The 17,620-nt window shown below is 68.5% G+C and carries 16 protein-coding genes, 1 tRNA gene and 1 pseudogene; 15 read left to right on the top strand and 3 right to left on the bottom strand.

From position 1 onward, the window contains the following. Positions 1–83: 83 nt before the first annotated feature. The gene (locus QM711_RS14140; protein WP_415100415.1) at positions 84–1,715 is read right to left on the bottom strand and encodes a hypothetical protein; all 1,632 of its coding nucleotides are present in this window, start codon (positions 1,713–1,715) and stop codon (positions 84–86) included. Between the two features lie 106 nt (positions 1,716–1,821). Here QM711_RS14140 and QM711_RS14135 point away from each other — a divergent pair, with 106 nt between their 5' ends. From QM711_RS14135 to QM711_RS14085, 11 genes are all read left to right on the top strand, one after another. Then, positions 1,822–2,499, top strand: a complete 678-nt coding sequence (locus QM711_RS14135; protein WP_415100413.1) for a response regulator — start codon at positions 1,822–1,824, stop codon at positions 2,497–2,499. Then, positions 2,496–3,890, top strand: a complete 1,395-nt coding sequence (locus QM711_RS14130; protein WP_415100411.1) for a sensor histidine kinase — start codon at positions 2,496–2,498, stop codon at positions 3,888–3,890. Before QM711_RS14135 ends, QM711_RS14130 begins: the two co-directional genes overlap by 4 nt. A gap of 81 nt (positions 3,891–3,971) precedes the next feature. Then, positions 3,972–5,234, top strand: coding sequence for a hypothetical protein (locus QM711_RS14125; RefSeq protein ID WP_415100409.1), 1,263 nt, complete (start codon positions 3,972–3,974; stop codon positions 5,232–5,234). A 100-nt stretch (positions 5,235–5,334) separates the two neighbouring features. Then, entirely contained in the window at positions 5,335–6,240 is a 906-nt protein-coding gene (locus QM711_RS14120) for an SDR family oxidoreductase (protein ID WP_415100407.1), read from the top strand. Between the two features lie 37 nt (positions 6,241–6,277). Further along, entirely contained in the window at positions 6,278–7,003 is a 726-nt protein-coding gene (gene rph / locus QM711_RS14115) for a ribonuclease PH (RefSeq protein ID WP_415100405.1), read from the top strand. Further along, entirely contained in the window at positions 7,000–7,632 is a 633-nt protein-coding gene (gene rdgB / locus QM711_RS14110; protein ID WP_415100403.1) for an RdgB/HAM1 family non-canonical purine NTP pyrophosphatase, read from the top strand. The genes rph and rdgB overlap by 4 nt, the downstream gene beginning before the upstream one ends. 2 nt (positions 7,633–7,634) lie before the next feature. Continuing rightward, positions 7,635–8,429: a thymidylate synthase gene (locus tag QM711_RS14105; protein WP_415100401.1), complete on the top strand. Its 795-nt coding sequence runs from the start codon at positions 7,635–7,637 to the stop codon at positions 8,427–8,429. A gap of 71 nt (positions 8,430–8,500) precedes the next feature. Further along, on the top strand, positions 8,501–9,262 hold the full coding sequence (locus QM711_RS14100; protein ID WP_415100398.1) for an alpha/beta fold hydrolase: 762 nt from the start codon (positions 8,501–8,503) through the stop codon (positions 9,260–9,262). After that, positions 9,259–9,945, top strand: a complete 687-nt coding sequence (locus QM711_RS14095) for an esterase/lipase family protein (RefSeq protein ID WP_415100396.1) — start codon at positions 9,259–9,261, stop codon at positions 9,943–9,945. Before QM711_RS14100 ends, QM711_RS14095 begins: the two co-directional genes overlap by 4 nt. A gap of 9 nt (positions 9,946–9,954) precedes the next feature. After that, on the top strand, positions 9,955–10,455 hold the full coding sequence (locus QM711_RS14090; RefSeq protein WP_415100394.1) for a dihydrofolate reductase: 501 nt from the start codon (positions 9,955–9,957) through the stop codon (positions 10,453–10,455). Beyond that, on the top strand, positions 10,455–11,987 hold the full coding sequence (locus QM711_RS14085; protein WP_415100392.1) for a DNA polymerase IV: 1,533 nt from the start codon (positions 10,455–10,457) through the stop codon (positions 11,985–11,987). Before QM711_RS14090 ends, QM711_RS14085 begins: the two co-directional genes overlap by 1 nt. Positions 11,988–12,008: 21 nt before the next feature. Here QM711_RS14085 and QM711_RS14080 read toward each other — a convergent pair whose 3' ends face one another. After that, the gene (locus QM711_RS14080) at positions 12,009–12,392 is read right to left on the bottom strand and encodes a hypothetical protein (RefSeq protein ID WP_415100390.1); all 384 of its coding nucleotides are present in this window, start codon (positions 12,390–12,392) and stop codon (positions 12,009–12,011) included. 70 nt (positions 12,393–12,462) lie between these two features. Between QM711_RS14080 and QM711_RS14075 the strand changes: the two genes are divergently transcribed. From QM711_RS14075 to QM711_RS14060, 4 genes are all read left to right on the top strand, one after another. Continuing rightward, the gene (locus QM711_RS14075) at positions 12,463–13,200 is read left to right on the top strand and encodes a hypothetical protein (RefSeq protein WP_415100388.1); all 738 of its coding nucleotides are present in this window, start codon (positions 12,463–12,465) and stop codon (positions 13,198–13,200) included. Positions 13,201–13,372: 172 nt separating this feature from the next. Continuing rightward, a tRNA-Leu gene (locus QM711_RS14070) sits at positions 13,373–13,454 on the top strand. A 1,736-nt stretch (positions 13,455–15,190) separates the two neighbouring features. Next, a complete protein-coding gene (locus QM711_RS14065) occupies positions 15,191–15,586 on the top strand; it encodes a hypothetical protein (RefSeq protein ID WP_415100386.1) in 396 nt (131 codons plus the stop codon). A gap of 283 nt (positions 15,587–15,869) precedes the next feature. Further along, entirely contained in the window at positions 15,870–16,082 is a 213-nt protein-coding gene (locus QM711_RS14060; RefSeq protein ID WP_415100384.1) for a hypothetical protein, read from the top strand. A gap of 952 nt (positions 16,083–17,034) precedes the next feature. Here the strand turns inward: QM711_RS14060 and QM711_RS14055 are convergent. Continuing rightward, a pseudogene (locus QM711_RS14055) lies at positions 17,035–17,512 on the bottom strand (transposase); the annotation flags it as partial. Positions 17,513–17,620: the final 108 nt, after the last annotated feature.

The following is a 17,620-nucleotide window of genomic DNA, read 5'->3' as shown; positions in this document are numbered from 1 at the left end:
CGAGCGTGTCGAGAACTCTCCGGCAACGGGTTTCGACGAGCTCAACCGGTGAAACCAGGCGTTGACCGGCCGTTCTCCAACCGTCAGCCGGGCAATTGCAGCAGCACGGTCGTCCAACCGGGACCGGCCGGGCGCACCTCGAGCACGACCGGGTTCAGCCGGGCCAGGGACCGCGGCAACCGGACCGGCAGCTCGGCGGGCACCAACGGGCCGTCGTGGATCCACAGCAGGTGGGTGGCGCCGGCGAGCCGCTGCCGCACCGTGGCCGGCGAGTTGGCAGTGGTGTAGACGGATCGGGCGGCAGGGTCGAGCCGGCGCAGCGGGTTCTCGCCGAGCAGGCCGGGTTCGACGGCGGCCAGCGTTCCGCTGACACTGGCCGCGGAGATCGCCGCGCGCACACCCGGGTGCCGCACCCGGGCGTCGGCAAGTGCGGTGCGGACTCCGGCCAGGTTCTCGCCGTGCCCGACGCTGACCCGGACCCGTACCTGAGCAGGCAGTGCGATCGTCACCTGCAACACGAGCAGGGCGCAGATGGGCATGATGAAGGCGGCTCGAAGCGCCAGCGAGCCCGGTCCGGCCGCTCCGGACGAGCCTGGCCCGGACGCGAGAGCAGTGGCCAAGCGGACCACGACCGCGGCGATCGCCACGACACCGAGCGCGGCGAGCGCAGCCAGCGGTGGCAGGAACGCCACCCAGTAGCGAATCCGGAACAGGTTGGTCCGGACCGCTCCGACGCCGATCGCGAGCGCCAGCGGCACCACCAGCCAGATCACCAGGCTGAGCGGGAAGTCGCGACGTCCGCCGGGACGGCTCAGCGCGCCGACCAGCGCCAACCCCACCACGACGACCGAGGCCAGGATCAACGGGGTCAGCGAGATGCCCCGCAACACCTCGCCAGGCACGGTGAACCAGGTGACCGCGCGCTCCGAGTCCGCGCCGATCGGGCCGGTGCCATGCCCGAGCGACGCGATGACCTGGGCGCCGACCAGCGCACCGGCGACCAGCAGCACGACCACCACGGACGCGGTCCGCCGGAACCGGTCGCGTCGATCGCCCGGCGCGAGCGCCGCGGCAAGCAGATGAGCCGGCCACTGGCACAGGCCGAACGTGTGGATGGCTCCGACCGCGGCCAGGCCCGCGGCGTGTGCACACGCCGCACCGGGGCGGACGCGGAACCCCGACGCCGCCGGGCGCAAGTGCCGATCGCTGACCAGCCAGGCGACCGTCGCGGCGAGCAGCATCAGTGCGTACGGACGGGCCTCCTGGGCGTACCGGATGAATCCGGGAAAGCTGAGCAGCAGCACGGCCGCGATGGTGCCGGCAAGCCGTCCGGCATTGCGGGCGACCAGGGCGTAGAGGACCGGAACCGTCGCAGTGGCAGCAGCTGCCGACAGCAGCCGTACGACGACCAGCGTCGGCACGGCGGGGGCGAGGTGCGACCAGATGGTCGTCCACGCCTTCGCCAGGTAGTAATACGGCACCAGTGGTGCGTCCCGGCTCTGCCACAGCACCGCCAGCTCGGTCCACGACCGCTGCACCGCCAGATAAGTGGCCCCCTCATCGCTCCACGGCCACGGCGTCTGGATGCCGATGCTGGTCACCACGGCCGCTGCCAGCACCAGCGCGGTGACGACGAGGATGCCCGTACGCGGACGGTCGCGCCACGACATCGTGGCAACCGGAGTGGCCTGCTCCTGCGCCCGATCGATGGTCACGTGAGCCATCGTGCGTGGGCGGGGCCTGGAATCCAGCGGTCCTTCATCTGGCTTTCATCTGCCCCGACTAGCCTCGTTGCGAGCAGGGAGGGTCGACATCCGGGTCTTGATCGTTGAGGACGAGCGCAGGATCGCCGCCTACGTCAAACGTGGCCTCGAAGAACACGGCTACGCGGTGGACGCCGTCCACACCGGTCAGGATGCGCTCTACTGGGCCCGATCGACGCCCTACGACCTGATCCTGCTCGACATCCTGCTGCCGCCGCCGAATGGGCTGGTGGTGTGCCGGCAGTTGCGCCAGCAGGGCTCCGGGGTGCCGATCCTGATGCTGACCGCGCGCGGCACCGTCGACGAGCGCGTCTCCGGTTTGGACGCCGGCGCCGACGACTACCTGGTCAAACCGTTCTCGCTGAAGGAATTGCTGGCCCGGATGCGGGCGCTCACCCGGCGCTCGGACGGCGGCGACGGCCTGCCCGTGCTCAGGGTGGCCGACCTGACCATGGACACCACCAGCCGGAGGGTGGGCCGAGCCGGCCAGGAGATCACCCTCACCGCCAAGGAGTACGCCGTCCTGGAGTGCTTCCTGCGCGAGCCCGATCGGGTGCTGACCCGCGAGGCGATCGCCGAGCACGTCTGGAACTACGACGTCCACCACGAGTCGAACGTGGTCGACGTCTACATCCGCAACCTGCGCCGCAAGATCGATGACGGGCACGACCTGAAGCTGCTGCATACCGTTCGCGGCGCGGGCTACCGGCTCACCGCCAAGGGGCCGCCGCCGTGACCCTCCGCGCCCGGTTCGGCCTCTGGGTGGGCCTGATGATGCTGCTCACTCTCGCCGCGTTCGGCGGGTTCGTCTACTTCTCGGTGTCGCATTGGCTGTTCGCCAACCTGGACGACTCGCTGCGGTCCGGGGCGAGCCAGCTGATCGCCACCGCGGACATCGACGGCGGTCAGTTCCAGGTCTCCGACGACCCGGTCACCCTCGACCCGGCGCTGACCGAGGACCTGCGCTCGCACGGGTTGAGCATCCAGATCTTCGGCACCACCGGCAAGCAGCTCCAGGCGATCGGCCACGACGTCCGGCTGCCGCTGGAGCCGGCGAGCCTGGACGAGGCACTCGCCGGGCGGTCGAGCTTCGCCACCCGAGCGGACCCGCAGGGCGGGGGATCGATTCGCACCCTGACCCAGCCGATGACCATCGACAGTCGTGTGGTCGCGGTGGTTCAGATGGCGCAGAGCATGCGGGCCGTGGAATCGCTGCGGGAACGACTGCTGCTGAGCCTGCTGCTGGGCGCGCCGATCATCGTCGCCGCCGGGGTGATCGGCGGCTACTATCTGGCCGGCCGGGCGCTCCGTCCGATCGACCAGATGGCGGCCACCGCCCGCCGGATCTCGGCACACGACCTCACCGAGCGCCTCGGCCTGCCGCCCACCCGGGACGAGGTGGGGCGGCTGGCCGGCACCTTCGACGACATGCTGGGCCGCCTCGACGACGCCTTCCAGCGCGAGCGGCGATTCAGTCACGACGCTGCTCACGAGTTGCGGACGCCGTTGGCGGCGATGCAGTCCATCATCAGCGTGATTGCCGAACGGCGGCGCAGCCCCGCCGAGTACGAGGCGGCGCTGGCCGACCTGGCCGACGAGACCGACAAGCTCCGGACGCTCACCGAGGACCTGCTGCGACTGGCCCGGGCCGAGGCGTCCGGACCGCTGTGGGAGACGGTCGACCTCGGCGAGCTGGTGCCGGACGTGGTGGACAGCCTGCGGCCGCTCACCGATGCCGACCGGGTCGCACTGACCTGCACGGCCGAGGGTGAGGTGAAGGTGATCGGCGACACCGACGCGCTGATCCGGCTGCTGGTGAACCTGGTCGACAATGCGATCAAGTACACCGCGTCCGGGACCATCGAGGTGACTGCGCGCGGGCTGCCGGAGGTGGTCGAGATCGAGGTGCGCGACACCGGTGAGGGCATCGCTGCCGAGCACCTGCCCCACGTCTTCGAGCGCTTCTACCGGGCCGAGGAGTCCAGGACGACCTCCGGCACCGGCCTGGGGCTGGCGATCTGTCGTGAGATCGCGCACACCCATGCCGGTGAGGTCGACGTCCGGAGCGAGCCGGGTGCGGGCTCGGTTTTCATCGTGCGGCTGGCGCGCGATCCGCGTCCGGACTGAGTCCGTCCTTTCTTCATCGGGGTTTCATCGGCCGCTCCTAGCGTCAGCCGGGCACTGCTCCCACACCGAGAGGTAACCCCGATGACCATCAATCCCGCGGCCCGGCAGGCCCAGGACGCCACCGCCCGCTTCCTGAACAAGGTTCCGGTGATCACCGCGACCTTCTGGCTGATCAAGGTGCTGTCCACCACGGTCGGCGAGACGTTCGCCGACTTCCTCACCGTCCAGGTGGGCCTCGGCCCGCTGCTGACCGGCGCGGCGATGCTCGCGGTCCTGGTCGTGACGCTGATCGCCCAGCTCAGGGCGCCACGCTACGTGCCGTGGCTGTACTGGCTGACCGTGGTCGAGGTGAGCATCGTCGGCACTCAGCTGACCGACTTCTTCACCGACCAGCTCGGTGTCAGTCTGTACCTGAGCACGGCGGTGTTCGCGGTGGCGCTCGCCCTGGTCTTCGTGGTCTGGTGGCAACAGGAGCGGACCCTGGCGATCACCGCGATCGACACGCCGAAGCGGGAGCGCTTCTACTGGGCCGCGATCCTGGTCACCTTCGCGCTGGGGACGGCAGGCGGCGATCTCGCCAACGAGGCGCTGTCATTGGGCTTCCGCACCGGCTCGGTCGTCTTCGGCGGGTTGATCGTGCTGGTCTGGGTGATGAACCGCCTCGGCATGAACGGCGTGACCGCGTTCTGGATCGCCTACGTGCTGACCCGACCGCTCGGGGCCTCGCTGGGGGATCTGCTCACCCAGGAGAGCAGCTACGGCGGGGTCGGGCTCGGTGCCGGCCTGACCAGTGCGCTGTTCCTCACCGTGATCGTGGTGCTGGTCGCCCGCGAGCAGGTGAACGTGAATCGGCACGGCGTCCGCGAGAAGGGGGACGTGCCGGTGATTCATCCGCGTCGCGACTACGCCTGGGCGGCCGGAGGCACGCTCGGCGTGGTGCTCGCCTCGGTGGTGCTGACCTCGGCCGCCGCGAACAACACGGTCGCGATTCCGGCGCCCAGCGTGGTGGCGACCTCATCGACCGGCGCGTCCGGGATCGAGGCGGACGCCACCTCGCCGCTGGGCGACCTGCGTCCGTTCGTGGCCATCGTCAGCCAGCTGAAGGTGTCGCTGCGAAGTGGCGACTTCCCGGGCATCACGGCACGGGCCAAGGACCTCGAGGTGGCCTGGGACAGCGCGGAGGCCGCCATCAAGCCCGCTTCGCCCGCTGACTGGCACGCCTTGGACAGCGCGATCGATCAGCTGCTGACGGCGGTCCGGGCAACCGCGCCCTCGGTGACCGCGATCGACTCGGCGATCACCGGCTTCCGGGACACGGTGAGCGCCATCGACCAGAAGCAGTAGCGGCGTGCCGAACATCCGCGGCCAGGACGCGCGGCCGGGATCGCTCGCCCACCCGAAGGGGCGGTTGCCCAGGCCAGGGACGCCAACGAAACTGGCCGGCATGTTCGATCTCGAAGCCATCGACCGCGCAGCCGAGAAGTTGACCACCTCCGAGGGCGGCTTCCGCGCGCAGGAACAGCAGCCTCCCGGTCTCACCTCGGCCATGGATCCGGTGCCGGATCACGGCGAGGAACACTGGGTCGGCCGGGACCGGCTGTCCGGGCTGCGGGCACTGATCACCGGCGGCGACTCCGGCATCGGGCGCGCGGTCGCCATCGCCTTCGCCCGTGAGGGCTGCGATGTGGCCCTGAGCTACCTGCCCGAGGAGCAGGCGGACGCCGAGGACACCGCGTCCTGGGTGGAGAGGGCGGGACGCAGGTGCGTGCTGCTGCCCGGCGACCTCACCGAGGAGTCCACCGCGCGTCAGGTGGTCGACGACGCCGCGGCGAAGCTCGGCGGACTCGACATCATGGTGAACAACGCCGGCTTCCAGTGGGCCCGGCGCGAGTCGGGCCTGGCCGACCTGACCAGCCAGGAACTGGACCAGGTGTTCACGACCAACCTGTACGCCCTGTTCTGGATGACCCAGCAGGCGCTGCCGCACCTGAGCTCCGGTTCCAGCATCATCAACGTCAGTTCGATCCAGGCCTACGACCCGTCCACGGCGTTGATCGACTACGCCGCCACCAAGGCCGCGATCAACAACTTCACCGTGAACCTCGCTTCCGAGCTCGGGCCGAAGGGCATCCGGGTCAACGCGGTCGCGCCCGGGCCGATCTGGACGCCGCTGCAGCCGGCCACCAAGCCCGGCGAGAGCATGCCGTCCTTCGGCTCGGACACCCCGCTCGGCCGGGCCGGTCAGCCGTCCGAGCTGGCCGGGGCGTTCGTCTTCCTGGCCAGCCCGCTGGAGGCGTCCTACGTCTCCGGGACGGTGATCGGGGTGACCGGCGGCAAGCCGGTCTTCTGACTTTGACACCGCCCCGGCGGCCGGATGGGATGGTCCCATGACCTACACCCGCACCGACGGACGCCGACCGGACCAGCTGCGTCCGGTCACCATCACCCGCAATTGGCTCGACCACGCGGAGGGTTCGGTGCTGGTCGAGTTCGGCCGGACGCGGGTGCTGGTCGCGGCGTCCGTCACCCAGGGCGTGCCGCGCTGGCGCAAGGGGTCGGGGCTGGGCTGGGTGACCAGCGAGTACGCGATGCTGCCGCGGGCCACCCACAGCCGCAGCGACCGCGAGTCGGTGAAGGGCCGGATCGGCGGCCGGACGCACGAGATCTCCCGGCTGATCGGACGCTCACTTCGCGCCGTGATCGACTACAAGGCGCTCGGCGAGAACACCATCGTGCTCGACTGCGACGTGCTGCAGGCCGACGGCGGCACCCGGACGGCGGCGATCACCGGCGCCTACGTCGCCCTCGCCGACGCCGTCAGCTGGCTGCGTGAGCGCGGCGCCCTGGCCGGTGAGCCGCTGACCGGGTCGGTCGCCGCGGTCTCGGTGGGCATCCTCGAGGGCACCGCGCTGCTCGACCTGCCCTACGTCGAGGACTCGGCGGCCGAGGTCGACCTGAACGTGGTGACCACCGGTGACGGACGCTTCATCGAGGTGCAGGGCACCGCCGAGGGCCGTCCGTTCGACCGCGCCCAGCTGGACGCGCTGCTCGACCTCGGCGTCGCCGGCACCGCCGAGCTGACCCGGCTGCAGCAGCAGGCCCTGACCCGATGAACGCTCGGCCCAGGAAGGTCGTGCTTGCTACGCACAATGCGAAGAAGCTGACCGAGTTGCGCCGGCTGGTCGCTGAGCAGGGCGTGGATGTCGAGGTGCTCGGGCTGGACGATGTCACCGGCTACCCGGAGCCGGCCGAGACCGAGCGCAGCTTCGAGGGCAACGCCCTGCTCAAGGCGCGGGCCTGCGTCGCCGCGACCGGGTTGCCGGCGCTGGCCGACGACTCCGGCATCGCCGTCGACCTGCTGAACGGGATGCCCGGCGTCCGCTCAGCGCGCTGGGCGGGCAAGGGCGCAACCGATCAACAGAACCTCGACCTGCTGATCGCCCAGCTGGCCGACACCGATCCGGCCGAGCGCACCGCCCGGTTCGTCTGCGCCGTCGCCTACCTGGACGCCGCCGGCACCGAACACGTCGTCCGCGAAACCATGGAGGGCACCCTGGTGTCGGAGCCCCGCGGCGGCAATGGCTTCGGTTACGATCCGATCTTCGTGGCCGTGGGGAACACCCGCACCAACGCGGAGTTGTCGGCGGCCGAGAAGGACCCGATCAGCCATCGCGGCAAGGCCGTCCGGGCCATGCTGGCCTGGCTCGCGGAGCAGCGGTTCGATGGCCGGGGGAAGGACTAGCGGTGCGGCAGTATCAGGATCTGCTTCGGCTGGTGCGCGACACCGGGGTGACCAAGGGCGATCGCACCGGCACCGGCACCCGCAGCATCTTCGGTCACCAGCTGCGCTTCGACCTGCGCGAGGGCTTCCCACTGGTGACCACCAAACGGGTGCACACCCGGTCGGTGTTCGGCGAGCTGCTGTGGTTCCTGCGCGGCGACACCAACCTGGCCTGGCTGCATGCCAACGGCATCACCATCTGGGACGAGTGGGCCGACGCCAACGGCGATCTGGGCCCGGTCTACGGTCACCAGTGGCGCTCGTGGCCCACCCCGGACGGCCGGCAGATCGACCAACTCGCCCAGGTGATCCAGGGGATCAAGGCCAACCCGGATTCGCGTCGGCACATCGTCTCGGCCTGGAACGTCGCCGACGTGGACGCGATGGCGCTGCCGCCCTGCCATGCACTGTTCCAGTTCTACGTCGCCGACGGACGGCTGTCGTGCCAGCTGTACCAGCGCTCGGCCGACATCTTCCTCGGCGTGCCGTTCAACATCGCCTCCTACGCCCTGCTCACCCATATGGTCGCCCAGGTCACCGGGCTCGAGGTGGGCGACTTCGTGCACACCTTCGGCGATGCCCACCTGTACCTGAACCACCTGGAGCAGGCCGATCTGCAGTTGAGCCGCGAACCGCGTCCGCTGCCCACCCTGCGGCTCAACCCGGACGTCACCGCGATCGACGCGTTCACCCTGGCCGACATCGAGGTGCTTGGCTACGACCCGCATCCGGGCATCAAGGCCCCGATCGCGGTCTAGGGAAACGCTGAACGATGGCGCGGCGGAGGCTTCTGCTGGGTCGGTGCAGATCCGGCCTCGAGCGGCTGACCGTGCACGAGTTCCAGTTCGGCGACGCCCGCGTCCGAGTCTACGAAGAGTGGGCGATGCGGCCCGAGCTGGCCGAGTCGCCGGCCGTCCCGACCTTCGCGTTGGTGCACGGACTAGGCATTTCGTCGCGATTCTTCGTCCCTTTGGCGCATGACCTGGCACCGCACGGACGGGTGCTGTTGTTCGACCTGCCCGGCTTCCACGACCTGCCCAGGCCGCGGCACCGGATGTCGATCGTCGATTTCGCGGACGTGGTGAAGCGCGCCCTGGACGAGTTGGAGGTGATCGATCCGCTGCTGGTCGGGCACTCGATGGGCGCCCAAGTGGTGGCCGAGATCCTCGCTCAGTACCCGTCCTACAGCAGCGCCGCGATGCTGGTGGGTCCGGTCGTGGTCGCCGACGAGCGCAGATTGCCGGAGGTGCTGCGACGCTTCCTCCAGGCGGCCCGGTACGAGTCGCCGGGCAACACGCTGTCGGCGCTGGCCGCTTATGCGCGCGCCGGCGTCCGGTGGATCGGGGACACCATGCCGAAGGTGATCGCCTACCCGATCGAGACCCGGTTGCCGCTGTCCCGAGCCCGGCTGCTGCTGGTCAGCGGCGAGCACGACCGGGTGAGCCCGCTGGCCTGGCGGACCCGGCTGGCGTCCGAGGTGACCGGCGCGCAGGTGCTCACCGTTCCGGGCGCCGCTCACGGCGTCGTCCACGACAGCCACCAGGTGCTGGCCGGCGAGTTGCTCGCCCTGGCCGGGATCGGCACCGGATGAATCGCTGGCTCGGTGGGTTCGCCGATTGGGTCTACGGGATCGGCTGGTGGTTGCGGGCGTTCAGCCGTTCCGGGGCGCCGGACGCCTTCCGCGAGCCTGGTCCCGACCCCGACCACCACACGCCGATCGTGCTGTTGCCCGGGATCTGGGAACGCTGGCCGTATCTGGTGCCGCTGGCCAGGTCGTTGAACGCCGCTGGTCACCCGGTGCATCTGATCGCCGCCCTGGGCGCCAACGGTGCAGCGCTGCCGGTGGGTGCGCGGACCGTGGCCGACTACCTGCGCGAGCAGCAACTGGAGCGGGTGGTGCTGGTCGCGCACTCCAAAGGCGGGCTGATCGGCAAGCTGGTGATGCTCGACCCGGACGTCGCCGGCCGGATCGTCGGCATGGTGGCGCTCAGTACGCCTTTCGGCGGGTCGTCGCTGTCCTGGCCGATCTTCGGCCGGACGCCGCTGGGGGTCTTCGCCCCCCGCGGCCGGGCGATCACCGACCTGAGCGCCCAGCTCGAGGTGAACGCCCGGATCATCTCCGTGCAACCCACCCACGACCAGGTCATCCCCGAGGGCAGCAGGCTTTCCGGTGCGCGCAATATCAACCTGGCCGCGGCCGGGCATTTCCGTCCGCTGCGGGACGCCGAGGTACACCGCGTGATCCACGACCTGGTGCACGAGGTGGGGAAGTAGGCTCAGCGGGTGCGGATCATTGGCATCGCGATCGTCGGCTCCAACGGCGTGATCGGCGACGGCGAGCGCCAGCCGTTCGAGATCGCCGAGGACTGGGCGCGGTACAAGCGGGTCACCCACGGCCACCCGATGATCATGGGACGCGGCACCCACGACGCGATCGGGCGCTGGCTGCCGGGGCGCACCACCATCGTCGTCACCAGCGACCCGGCGCGCATTGCGCTTCCCGGTGACGGCCGCGCGATCGGCTATGCGGTGGCCTCGCTGGACGGGGCGCTGGAGCTTGCCCGGTCGCTTGACGACGAGATCTATATCGCGGGTGGCGGCACCATCTATCGCCAGGCCTGGCCCGAGCTCACTGAACTGGACCTTACCGAGGTGGACGCCGAGGCGGACGGCACCGTGTTCTTCCCGCCGATCCACCCCGCCGAGTGGCGGGAGGTCAGCCGCGAGCCGCGGGACGGCTTCGCCTTCGTCCGCTATCGCCGGCGGGACGCCGACTCAGCCTGATGCGCACCCACGCCAGTGTCCTGCATCTCGATCTGGACGCCTTCTTCGCCGCCGTCGAGCAGCGGGACAAGCCGTCCCTGCGCGGCAAGCCGGTGATCGTCGGCGGCATCGGGCAGCGCGGGGTGGTGGCGACGGCGTCCTATGAAGCGCGGGTGTTCGGCGTCCATTCGGCGATGCCGACCCATGAGGCGCGGCGCCGGTGTCCGCACGCCGCCTTCCTGTCCGGGCGGATCGGCGCCTATCGCAAGGCGTCCGGGATCGTGATGGGGTTGCTGCGGGAGCTGTCCCCGCTGGTCGAGCCGCTGAGCTTGGACGAGGCGTTCGTCGACCTGGCGGTCGGGGACCGGTCGCTGGAGCCGGAGGCGGTGCTGGCCGAGGTGGCCCGGCTTCGGCAGCGGCTGACCGAAGAGACCGGCGGGCTGACCGGGTCGGTCGGCATCGGGTCGTCGAAGTTCATCGCCAAGGTGGCTACCGAACTGGCCAAGCCGGACGGCGTCCGGCTGATAATCCCCGGTACCGAGGTGGAGACCATCGCCCCGCTGCCCGCGCGGGCGATCCCGGGCGTTGGGCCGGTCACCATGGAGAAGCTGGCGCGACTAGGGGTGACGACGGTTGCCGACCTGCAACGGCTGTCGACCCGCGAACTGCTGCGCGAACTGGGCCGGGCACAGGGGGAGTGGATCGGTGCGCTCGCCTTCGCCCGTGACGACCGCCCGGTCGAACCCGACCGCGAGACCAAGTCGATCTCGGTCGAGGACACCTTCGAGACCGATGTCACCGACCGGACCCGGCTTGACGAGATCGCCACCCGGGACGCCACCACGGTCGCCCGACGGCTCTCGGCCGCGCACCTATTCGCCCGCACCATCACCATCAAGGCCCGCTACCCGGACTTCACCACGCTCTCTCGCTCCCGCACCCTGGACGGCGCCACCGACGACCCCGAGGTGATCGGCGCCGTCGCCCGTGCCCTACTCGACGGGGTGGACGTCCCCCGCGGCCTGCGACTGTTCGGCGTAGGAGTTGCCGGCCTCACCGAGGTCGCCCAAGAAGCCCTGTTCGAACCGTCGCTGCTCGACTCCCCAGCACCGGTCGAGCTTGTCGAGACCCCCGTATCGTCGGTCGAGCTTGTCGAGACCCCCGCATCGTCGGTCGAGCTTGTCGAGACCACTGCCGAGCGGGAGCCCGGTTTCGACAAGCTCAGCCAGCAACCCGTGCCGTCGGTCGAGGCTGTCGAGACCGGCGCGGAGCGAGAGCCTGGTTACGGGGAGCTCGACCCGCGGTCCGTGCCGTTGGTCGAGCTTGTCGAGACCCCGTCCTCGTCCGCGGAAGCCGCTCTGGGCGGCCTCAGTCAGCGGACCGCGCCCTACCGCCCAGGAGCCGATGTCGTCCACGATGAGCACGGACCGGGCTGGGTCTGGGGATCCGGACTCGGCCGAGTCACCGTCCGGTTCGAGACCGCGCAGACCGGTCCGGGACCCGTCCGCACCTTCGCGATCGACGATCCCGCATTGCGCCCGGGCGACGACTGAGGGCTGGGGTTATCGGCCACCTCACGGCGTGGGCCCGGGCAGCGTGACCCGGGTTTCAACGCCGGTGAGAAGTTCATCGGGGCGGAGGTCTCGGGGTTTCCACCACCACACGTCGCCGTGCTGAAAACCCGCGCTGGTGTCATTGGGCTCATCGAACAACTCGAAGAGAATCTGCTCGAAGAACCGGGACAATTGGTTGGGGTCGTCGACGATCGGAATCTGCGCCCCCAGAACCTCGGACGAGGCAAGTGGGCGATAGACGACCTGGAAAACGGGTTCGCCGTCGGAGTCCGCGCCCACGTGCGCGTCAATGATCGTCGCCGGTGGGGGAGTCGGTCTGCTGAATCGGAGCCACTCACGCTGCAGACATGCCACCAGAAACTCGCGATCCGTCGGACTCGTCACGAGCACCTCCTTGTTAGCGTCGCTATCGCGTGGCAGGACCGCAACCACTCATCAACCAGAGAGGCAGCTGGTGGAGCAGCGATACGCGTTTTCCGTAGTCATAGCCATCTTTGCGACGCTCGTTGGCCCGTCCCCGGAGTCGGTGGCCGCACCGCCACCGAAAGGCTACCCGTCCGCGACGGTCGTCCGAATTGTGTTCAACCCCAAACTGGCCATCAGCATCCCACTTCGTCGCGGCTTCTACGACGCCGATGCTGACGCCGGATTCGGCTGGGACAAGCTCTGGAACAAGCACAACATCTGGGACGCCAACGCGTTCAAGGCTCTCGGCGCCTCTCCCACGCAAACTTGGCGAGGACGGAGAGTCACGCTCAAAACGTGGGCTGGCAAGATGTCCTGCGGGCTGTTCGGGTGCAAGGTCACCAAGCAAGTGGAGTTGAACGTCGGTGTGGCGCCCTATTACCAGAAGAGCTACACCTACACGTACAAGAAAAAGAAGCACACGGTACCGATCGCGACCAATAAATCCATCTACGGTGTGGTAACCGCATTCTGCGTGGGTACCGTGCGATGCCCGAACTGGGTGACCTTCTCGCTGACGAACCCGGGTCAGCACAATCCGTACCGCGTCACTCCAGTGTCCTCGCCAAGTGGCTCCGGCCGGACCGGTCTGCTGCGTAGCCCAGGCTCAACGAAGGACGAGATCCTCGTCTACTCCTATCAACCGCTGCCGGCCACGCTCGATCCGGACCGTGCCGCGATCGTTGCACGGAGCGGGCTGCCAGTCAGCGAGATCGTGCGCGGGTAGGGGCGTCATGCTCACGATCCGGTTGCCAGGTGACCAGCACCGCAGACTGACAACCGACGCTCCCTTTAAGTTGCCTCGGAAGGGCGTCAGGCAGCGTCAACGTGCCAGCGCAGCAGTCGGGCGGCCGTGCTCTGGCGCTCTACACTGAGCGTGCCGTCACCCCGGGCGGCATGCCGGAGTGGTGAAATTGGCAGACACGCAGGATTTAGGTTCCTGTGCCTTCGGGCGTGAGGGTTCAAGTCCCTTCTCCGGCACTTCTGAAAACGGGTCTGACTACGGTAAATGTGTTCGCAACTATTCGCCAAGCACGTTTCGTGCAATATACGTGCAACAGTGAAGGAGCCTGTGGCGGGAATCTGGGCCGCGAAGGGATCTCGTGCAACATCGTTGGGCGGCCGTGGGTTCGGGTGATGATTTTGGGTATGGCGGCCCACCTGAAGCTCGGGCTGTGCCGGCGTGTTGGGCCTGAGGTCGTGCCCGCAGGGCCTCGACCTCGGGGGATGTGGTGATGGCCTGCTGCGAGCGACGAAGCCGTAGCGGTCGACCCGCTCGGCGGCCGTTGCCCAGCCTGCGTCAGTTCCTGGCGGTTGGGATCCGTCGGAAGAGTCGGTTCAGGTCCGATGCCCTTCACCCGGATCAGTCTCCGGCCACTGCGGTAGGCCGGCAGGTCGCCGGCGGCGATGCGTCGGCGGATTGTCTTTGTGCTCGGGCCGAGGATGTCGGCCTCCTGGGTGATGCTCAGCACCGGGCGTCGCCGATGGTGTCAGGAGCCCTCCTCTGGCAAGTGAAGGCTGTGGTTCCCTAGGCGGATCCAGACTTGGCTTGTGACATGCGGTGCTACCGAACGGGCATTCAAGGGCCTTGATCGGTTGAAGGGAGTGGTTATGCGAACCGCTCCTGGCGCGGGGTCACACCGAGCATTCCGACTTAGGGGAAGTCAAGAAGAAGGATGCGACTTAGCGTGACGATGTGCTTGCCGAAGAAGTTTGAGGCCGTGGGGTCGTTCCCAATCTCCACTGTTCCTGGAAGCTCGATCGAACACGGCCCGGCAACGACGCCCCGCCGCTGGCAGGCCGCCATTTCCGTCCCGTCGCGGTACCCAGCTCAGCCGTGATGCGGTCGAGTATCGCCTTCGCACTACGCCGCGACTGCGGCACCAGGCTGCCATCGCTGCAAGGCAAGACGGTCATCGCGCATGTGCTGCGGCACACCACCGCGATGCAGCTGCTGCAGGCTGGCGTCGGTACCAGCGTGATCGCGCTCTGGGCCTTCCTCACCACCGTCGACAGCAAGGTCGTCACCGTTACGTCCACTGGCGCAAGAAGGTCAGAAAGTGGCGTGGTGCAGACCGCCAGCAGTGTCGTGGTCGACTTGACGACTGGATGTCCGGAGCGGGCCAGGCAACGGCGCGGGAGATGCGGAGGCCCGTGCGCGCGATGATGGGTTGCCGTGGAGGCGCGGACGGGCTTTTGATTGCTCATCAGCAGCGTTGGTCTGCCGCGGTTGCTGTCCAAGACCCGCGACCATGACGGCGTGGATCACATGAAGCACGTCGGTGTTTGGTGGTAGAGGGTTGTCGTGGCGAACCCCGACCCAGAGCCTGTCAGCGCAACTGGGACTGCGCTCCGTGGCGACTGGTGACTGGTCGCGACCGAGCCATCGGGGCCGTGGCTGCGAGCGACGGCCATTGAGCCGGGGCCGATCGCGCTTGGTGCGCGCTGGCACTACCTGCGTGCGCGTTCGCGGCCGTCTTCGAGAGCCTGTGGGGGCGGAGGTTGCCGGGAGTCGCCGAAGATGTACGCCTCGACCCGGCGGCCGATCCGCTACTGATCGCTCAGCTGCTGGCCCGCCAGGATCAAGCACAGCGGACAGGGCTTACGTCCGACCTGAATGGGTCCGGGCATCTGCCCCGCGACCCGGACCCGTCTCTGTCTAGCGCGGATCTCCCTGGGCTGTACGCCGACGCCACGGACCCCGCGCTGGCTGCAAGTTGCCGACCGCTGACCCGCGAGCAGGCCTCGCGCTGCTCGACGGCATCAGCCCAGACATCGCCCTGCTGTTGATCGCTGAGGTGCCTGGGCGCCACGGACGTGTCGGTTCGCTTGCCAGCGCGCCGTACTCCGAGCCAGTCCTCGGGCAGCACGAACTGACCACCGATGAACTCGCCCTGATCGACGCCTATTCCGAGCGTTGGCCAACCGAGGCAGCCGCCGACGCAGCAGCGCCACTTTCGCACCTACTGCCGCCCGAGATCGCAGAACCTCCAGCTGGCACCCCGCTGCAGTTGGTCCCGCTGGAACGCCTGTGGTCGTTGCCCTGGTCGGCGCTGCTGGTGAGCGGCGGCTACCTTGGCGCGGCGTGCATCTGCTGCTCAGTCCGTCGCTGACCCTCGCGCGACCATCTGGACGACCACCCGGACCCGCCCGCTCACCGAGCACGGCCCGGCACCCGGTCTTGGGCACGACCTGGAGATGGCGCCGGACCGGCTCCTGACGCCGGCGGGGCTGCTGGCCGGCACTCCGTCGACGTCCGTGGCGCTGGTCGCATGCTGGACGCCCAAGTGCCTGGACCGACCACGGGAGAGCCACTACGCGGCGCCGCCGAGGGTTGACGGGCATGCAATGTCACGACAGCCTGGATCACGTAATCAACGCACCGCAAGGAGTGACGTGCCCTACAAGGTCGTGATGCAGTACGACGACGGGTCTTCCGAGATCGACGACGAGGTCTTCGACACCGAGGAAGAGGCACAGGCATATGGGCTGGTGTGCGTCAGCAACTACAGCACGGGCGCCGAAGTGCTTCACCTGTCGAACCCAGGGGACTACCCCCTCAACGAGGACGAGGAGGTCGACTTCGAGGTAGTCGAGGTGGACGACTAGCCATCCCGCGCCAGGCGACCGGGACATCGATGTGTACCAGTTCTCGCTGTGGGCACCCCGCCCACAATATCCGGACTGTGCGACACCGGCAGGTCACCAACTCACGCCTGCCATCGACCTGTTTGGACGATGTTAACTGTGGCTCGCCGACTGTGGCTGGGTAGGTTCCGTGGCACACCGACCGCACGGAAGCCCTAGCCGGATCGAGAGATGACCAGGAATCGAAACTGACGAGGCCGTTCGACCCCGACCAACTACCGCCGATGACCACTAGCTCGCTGGCTGTTGCTAGTACAGGCCTTAGTTCCCGTGGATCCGAGGTGGAGGTCGGGGCCGGTACGCGTTCAACCAGCGCGTCTCGTGATTGGCTTGCTCGCGTCCGCCTTCGGCCGATCGCCTGCCCGCCATTCGGAGGGAGTCAGCGAACCTCGCGAAGGCTTCGCGGGCAAATTCCTGCTGTTTACCTTCAGACACTTTGACTCCGAAGGTGTCAGTTCCCGCAGATGCTGGCGGGCTTTCGGCGATGGCGGGAGGGTGCGCGAAACCTCTCCCTGCGCAGCAGGTGTCGGTGCAGCAGGCACAAGTGCTCCGGTGATGACGACGGCCGACGAGCGGGAGCACTCGGCGATCCGACCGGGCAACCCCAGCCGACCCGCTGGCGCGCTCGGAGAGCTGGCCGAGCATCTCAAGACGCCTATCACATCGGTAGGAGTGCTCGTCGCGGAACGATCCGGTGGTCGGCAACTCGACATCCACGGTATCGGTCGGTCAGAAACAGATGAGGCTATTCACGCTGGTTCTATGCGCGTCAAGGGCGATCCACGGATGTTCTGGCGGTCTTGGGGTGGCGGCTGGCACAGCGGGCCAGTTGGTATCGGGCGCTGCTACAGCCTGGGTCGGTCAAGTCCGTCGGGGTGTTGTACGGGGTTGATCCCTCGGTTGGGCGTGTCGGTTAGGCCGTGTGGGCTTGTAGTTCGAGGTTGGTACTCACCTCCTCGGTGTGCTGAGTGTCGACGGCTTGGGCGCGCGCCAGGACGTCGAGTCCGAGGTAGCGGCGGCCTTCGGTCCACTCGTCGTGCTGTTCGGCGAGCAGGCGCCGACGAGCCGGATGATGCTGGCTCGGTCGGGAAGATCCCGACCACGTCGGTGCGGCGACGGATCTCGCGGTTGAGGCGTTCGTTGGGGTTGTTCGACCAGATCTGCCGCCAGACCTCCTTGGGGAACGGCGTGAACGCCGGGATGTCAGCGCGGGCGTCTTCGAGGTGGGTGGCGACGAGGGGAAGCTTGTGGGTGAGGGCGTCGACGACGCGGTCGAACTGGGGGTGCACGGCGTCGGCGTCGGGCTGGTCGTAGATCGAGTGCAGCAGCGCCTTGACCCACGGCCACGACCACTTCGGCGTCGTCGACATCAGGTTCGCTGCGTAGTGCGTGTGGGCTGTGACGATCGAAGCAACGATGGCAGGTGCATCTCATGGTGCTTGCGAAGGTCCGACCGCCAGACGCCACGAACCTACCTCGGTGGAACCTGACCCACAGTG

Source organism: Micropruina sp. (assembly GCF_047602385.1).
Taxonomy (GTDB): Bacteria; Actinomycetota; Actinomycetes; order Propionibacteriales; family Propionibacteriaceae; genus Micropruina.
The sequence above is the reverse complement of the archived record's forward strand: the minus strand, read 5'-3'. Positions and strand labels throughout refer to the sequence as shown.